The sequence below is a fragment of the Methylobacterium sp. WL116 genome, from assembly GCF_008039455.1.
Taxonomy (GTDB): Bacteria; Pseudomonadota; Alphaproteobacteria; order Rhizobiales; family Beijerinckiaceae; genus Methylobacterium.
The window spans coordinates 1-827 of record NZ_VRUV01000976.1 but is presented as its reverse complement, the minus strand read 5'-3'; the positions used below and the strand labels follow the sequence as shown (position 1 = coordinate 827).

At 58.9% G+C, this 827-nt stretch carries 1 protein-coding gene and 1 pseudogene; both read left to right on the top strand.

Features of this window, described 5'->3' with window-relative positions; all coding sequences use genetic code 11:
- Window positions 1-127, top strand: a pseudogene (locus tag FV223_RS28880) (IS630 family transposase); the annotation flags it as partial.
- 465 nt (window positions 128-592) lie between these two features.
- Window positions 593-827: PAS domain-containing protein (locus FV223_RS28875; protein ID WP_147728640.1), on the top strand; the 235-nt coding region annotated here is incomplete at its 3' end.

Genomic DNA, 827 nt, shown 5'->3' with positions numbered 1-827 from the left:
GGCCGCCATCAAACGCTTCATCGCCGAGAGCAACGGCAATCCGAAGCCCTTCGTCTGGACCGCCGACCCGGATCGCATCATCCAGGCCGCAAAGCGCGGGCACCAAGTGTTAGACTCGTACCACTAGGCTCTGAATGGTGCCTGCAGCGCTTTCTATCGAAAACGTCGGAGATGATCTTTCTACGCGGTCACCAGCATCCGCGTGTTTATTCAGCTTCGGTGGATTGCTGCCGGCATGCTCTCGAGCGCTTTCCTTTGCGCAAAGCTGGAAATGTCGCGCGGCGGTCCGCTTGGCGCTGTTGATAAGGCGGCGGGGCGCTGATGTGTCAGGGGCGCGGACGGCGAGTGACGGAACGCGGCCAACTTGAAGTTCGCATGGGACGGGTTGGAAGAAGCGCATACGCGCGAAAAGGGGAAGTCCCACAGGGGCCCCTACCATATCTCCAGTGGTTCCGGCCGGCTTCTGGATTGTAAAAAATATACTAGATGTGCGACAAATAGGCAGTTTGATCGAGAAATTAATCTATAATTTACGGCAAGAATTACAATTCAAGTCGAAGAGGTCGTAGACCCTCCGGCTGGGAGTCTGTTGGTGCGCTTGTTCGATAGCTCTTTCCGTGCGCTGTTCGAGGCCATCGACCGCTCGCGCGCCCGCATCGCGTTCGCCCCCGATGGCACGATCCTCGATGCCAATGCGAACTTCCTCGGCCTCGTTGGCTACACGCTGGCGGAACTGAAGGGCCAGAACCACCGCAAGCTCGTCACGCCGGCAGAGCGCGACGCGCCGGCCTATCACGCGTTCTGGGACGCATTGCGCAAAGGGGAGT